Annotated in this window: 2 protein-coding genes; both read left to right on the top strand. The window is 75.7% G+C overall.

The genetic code is table 11. The features are described from left to right. On the top strand, nucleotides 1–2,502 hold a 2,502-nt coding region (locus tag ACGF5G_RS35630; RefSeq protein WP_393271289.1), incomplete at its 5' end, for a KR domain-containing protein. A gap of 338 nt (nucleotides 2,503–2,840) precedes the next feature. After that, the coding region (locus ACGF5G_RS35625; RefSeq protein ID WP_393271287.1) for a type I polyketide synthase at nucleotides 2,841–4,625 on the top strand (1,785 nt) is incomplete at its 3' end.

The following is a 4,625-nucleotide window of genomic DNA, read 5'->3' as shown; positions in this document are numbered from 1 at the left end:
TTCCGGGCGGTCCTGGAGGGTCTCGCCTTCCGGTCGCCGCTGCTGCCGGTCGTGTCGAACCTGACCGGGGCGCTGGCTGACGGCGACGAGATCCGTACGGTCGACTACTGGGTGCGGCACGTCCGCGAGGCCGTACGCTACGCCGACGGGATCCACGCCCTGCGGGACGCCGGCGTGGACACCTACCTGGAGATCGGCCCAGCCGCCGTGCTGACGCCGATGAACGCCGACGTGCTCCCCGACGGCGCCACCGCCGTCGCCACCCTGCGGGCCGGCGTGCCGGAGGTGACGGCGCTGCTGACCGCCGTCGCGACCCGGTACGCGACCGGCCGGGACGTGGACTGGGCGGCCGTGCTGACGCCGCTCGCCGGCCCCCGGCCGGCCGTGCGCGACCTGCCGGAGCTGCCCACGTACGCGTTCCAGCCGCAGCGGTACTGGCCGACCCTGGCCACGCCGCTCGGCGGGGCCGCGGACCAGGCCGACACCGAGTTCTGGCGGGCGGTCACCGACGGCGACCTGGACCGGCTGGGTATCGACGCCAGTCAGCCGCTGAAGGAGCTGCTCCCGGAGCTGGAGTCGTGGCGGCGTCAGCAGCGGCAGGACGGCACGCTCACCGGGTGGCGGTACCGGGTCACCTGGCGGCAGCGGCGGTTGACCGGCGGCGAGCCGGGCCGCTGGTTGCTGGTCGCGCCGCCGCGGGAGACCACGGAAACGGTCGCCGACGCGCTGCGGGCGGCGGGAGCCGCCGTGCACGTCCTCACGGTGGACCCGGCGACGGCTCACCGGGACGGTCTCGCCGCCGACCTCGACCGGGCCTGCGCGGAGCATCAGCCGACGGCGCTGCTGTCGCTGCTCGCCCTCGACGAGGCGCCGCACCCCGAGCAGGACGCGCTGCCGTCCGGGCTCGCGGCGAACCTGCTGCTCCTCCAGGCGCACACCGGCCGGGAGACCGGGGCGCCACTGTGGCTGGCCACCACCGGGGCGGTCGCCAGCGACGACGAGCCGGCGACGCGGCCGTGGCAGGCCACCACCTGGGGCCTCGGCCTGGCCGCGGCGCTGGAACACCCTCGGCACGTCGGGGGCCTCGTCGACCTGCCCGGAGCCGTGACCGGGGAGCTCTCCGCCGCGCTGGTCGCCGCGCTGACCAACGTGGAGGGGGAGGACCAGCTCGTGGTCCGCGCGTCCGGCGTGCACGTGCGGCGCCTGGTGCGGGCCACCGGCCCGGCCGGGGGTACGGGCTGGTCCCCGCAGGGCACCGTCCTGATGACCGGCGGGGCGGGGGCAGTCACCCGGCACACCACCGCCTGGCTGGACCGGCACGGCGCCGCCGTGGTGCCGCTGGACCAGCCGGCCGGCGGGAAGTTGACCGACCGGATGGAGCAGCTCGCCGCCGACGGGCGGCCGGTGACCGCGCTGGTGCACGTACCGGCCGACACCGGCACCGTGCCGCTTGCCGAGCTGACCCTCGCCGACCTCGCCGCGGACCTGCTCGCCACCGTCGGCGACATCCCCCGGTACGCCGACGAGCTGGAGAACCGGGCCCTGGGGGCGCTGGTGCTCTGCTCGTCCACCTCTGGGGTGTGGGGCTCCGGCGGGCGTTCCGGCCAGGCGGCCGGCGACGCCCTGCTCCAGGTGCTCGCCGCCAACCGGCGCCTCGCCGGCCTGCCGGTGGCGTCGGTGGCGTTCGGTCCCTGGGCGGACGGCCTCGCCGACGCCGACCTGGAGCAGCTCGGCCGGCGCGGCCTGCCCGGCATGGACCCGGAGCTGGCGGTCGCCGCGCTGCGCCGGGCCGTGGCCGACGGCGCGCAGCTCGTCGTGGCCGACGTGCGGTGGGACCGGTTCGTGCCGGCCGTCGCCGCCGTGCGGGCCCGGCCGCTGTTCGGCGAGGTCCCCGAGGCGCAGGAGGCGCTGCGTGGCCTGCACACCGACGAGCCGGCCGACGACGGGGCCGCCGCCGCGCTGCGCGAGCGGCTGCGGCCGCTCGGCGACGCGGAGCGGGACGCCGTCCTGGTCGACCTCGTGGTCACCCAGGCCGCGGCGGTGCTCGGCCACCCGGGCACCGGCGAGCTCGGCCCGGCGCGGGCGTTCCGTGAGGTCGGCTTCGACTCGATGACCGCGGTGGAGCTGCGTAACCGGCTCCGGGCGGCCACCGGGGTGAGCCTGCCGGGCAGCGTGGTCTTCGACTACCCGACCCCGCTGGCGTTGGCCCGCCACCTGCGCACCCTCGTGGTGGAGGAGGGGGCGACCGCGACCGCCGGCCTGCTGTCGGAACTGGAGAAACTGGACGGCCTGTTCGCGGCCAGCGCCCCGGACCAGCTGACCCGGCAGAAGCTGCTGGTGCAGTTGCAGGCCTTCATCGCCCGCTGGGGCGAGGACCGGCTGCCCGCACCGGCCGAGGCCCCCGTGACGCAGACGCTCGAGGGGGCCAGCGACGCCGAGATCTTCGAATTCATCCATCGGGAGCTCGGCGGTCCCGGCGGTAATGTCGGCGGGGTTTTCTGAACAATTCGCCGCCCATTGTGGGGCGCGTCCACGGGGCCGGCCGCGGCGGCTGACATCACCGCCGCCGCCGGCCCCGCCGGGCCGGCGGCGGGGCCTTGGCGGGCCAGCCTGCGACCGCTCCGGCGGCGGTCCTGCTAGGGGCGGCCGTAGGGGACGCTAGGGGTTGTGACCGCCGCCGGCCGACACTTACCTTCCTCCGGGAAGTAGGACCTGGTGGGCACTGCAACGCTGTTGATTTTTGCAATTCGTGGTCGGGCTGAATGGGCTGTGGTGTCGCGGCTTGAAGCGTCTGTGGACGGTATCTGGTCGTCTTTTTCCGGCCCGAAAAGGTGGCGTTAATGGCGACTGAAGACACTCTCCGGGAATACCTGAAATGGGTTACCGCGGACCTCCACCAGACCAGGAGGAAGCTCGGAGAACTCGAGGCGGCGCACCGGGAGCCCATCGCCATCGTCGGTATCGGCTGCCGCTTTCCCGGCGGGGTGCGCTCGCCCGAGGACCTGTGGCGGCTGGTCGCCTCCGGCCGCGACGCCATGTCCGACTTTCCCACCAACCGCGGCTGGGACCTGGAGCGGTTGATCCACCCGGACCCCGACCACCCCGGCACCTCGTACGTGGCGCAGGGCGGGTTCCTCGACTCGGCCACCGAGTTCGACCCCGGCTTCTTCGGCATCTCCCCGCGGGAGGCGCTGGGCATGGACCCGCAGCAGCGGCTGCTGCTGGAGACCTCGTGGGAGGCGTTCGAACACGCCGCCATCGACCCGGCCACGCTGCGCGGCAACCAGGTGGGTGTCTTCGCCAGCACCACCGTCCAGGATTACGCGGCGCTGCTCCAGCCGCCCCCGCCCGGCGTCGAGGGGTACGTCCTCACCGGCACCGCCGCCAGCGTGGTCTCCGGCCGCATCGCGTACGCGCTCGGGCTCGAGGGCCCCGCCGTCTCCGTCGACACCGCCTGCTCGTCCTCCCTCGTCGCGCTGCACCTGGCCTGCCACGCCCTGCGTCAGGGCGAGTGCACCCTCGCGCTGGCCGGCGGCGCCACCATCCTGTCCACCCCCAGCGCGTTCGTCGGCTTCTCCCGTCAGCGCGGGCTCGCCCCCGACGGGCGGATCAAGGCGTTCGCCGCCGGCGCCGACGGCACCGCCTGGGGCGAGGGCGCCGCCATGCTGCTCGTGGAGCGGCTCTCCGACGCCCGCCGCAACGGCCACCCCGTCCTCGCCGTGGTGCGCGGCAGTGCCGTCAACCAGGACGGCGCGTCCAACGGCCTCACCGCCCCCAACGGCCCGTCCCAACAGCGGGTCGTGCTCCAGGCCCTGGCCAGCGCGCGGCTCTCCCCGGAGCAGGTCGACGCGGTGGAGGCGCACGGCACCGGCACGAGCCTCGGCGACCCGATCGAGGCCACGGCCCTGCTCGCCACGTACGGCCAGGGGCGGCCGGCGGACCGCCCGCTGCGGCTCGGCTCGGTGAAGTCGAACATCGGCCACACCCAGGCCGCCGCCGGCGTCGCTGGGGTGATCAAGATGGTCATGGCCCTGCGGCAGGACACGCTGCCGGCCACCCTGAACGTCGACGAGCCCACCCCCCACGTCGACTGGTCGGCCGGCGCGGTGTCGCTGCTGACCGAGGCGCTGCCCTGGCCGCGCGGGGAGCAGCCCCGCCGCGCCGGCGTCTCCTCGTTCGGGATGAGCGGCACCAACGCCCACGTGATCATCGAGGAGGCACCCCAGGAGACCCCGGACGCCACCACCGCCCCGGTGGCGTCGGGCGCGGACGCCGCCGCCGGGGAGACCGCCCCGGTGGCGGCGACCGACCCCGCCGCCGCGCTGGTGCCCGTGGCGCAGCAACCTGCCCTGCTCGCCTCGTCCGTCACGGTCTGGCCGTTGTCGGCCCGGTCCGCGTCGGCCCTGCGGGAGCAGGCGGCCCGGCTCGCCCGGTACGTCCGCGCCCACGGCGACGTCGATCCGGCCGGGTTGGCCTGGTCGTTGGCGACCACGCGGTCGGCGTTCGAGCATCGGGCGGCGGTGGTGGCCGCCGATCCGGCGCAGTTGCTGGCCGGGTTGGACGCGGTTGCCGCCGGCACCCCGGCCGGCACGGTCGTCACGGGGGTCGCGGGTGAGCTGGGGGAG

The sequence above is a fragment of the Micromonospora sp. NPDC047730 genome, from assembly GCF_043204765.1.
Lineage (GTDB): Bacteria > Actinomycetota > Actinomycetes > Mycobacteriales > Micromonosporaceae > Micromonospora.
Note: the sequence above shows the minus strand (reverse complement) of the source record. Positions and strands in the feature narration are given on the sequence as shown.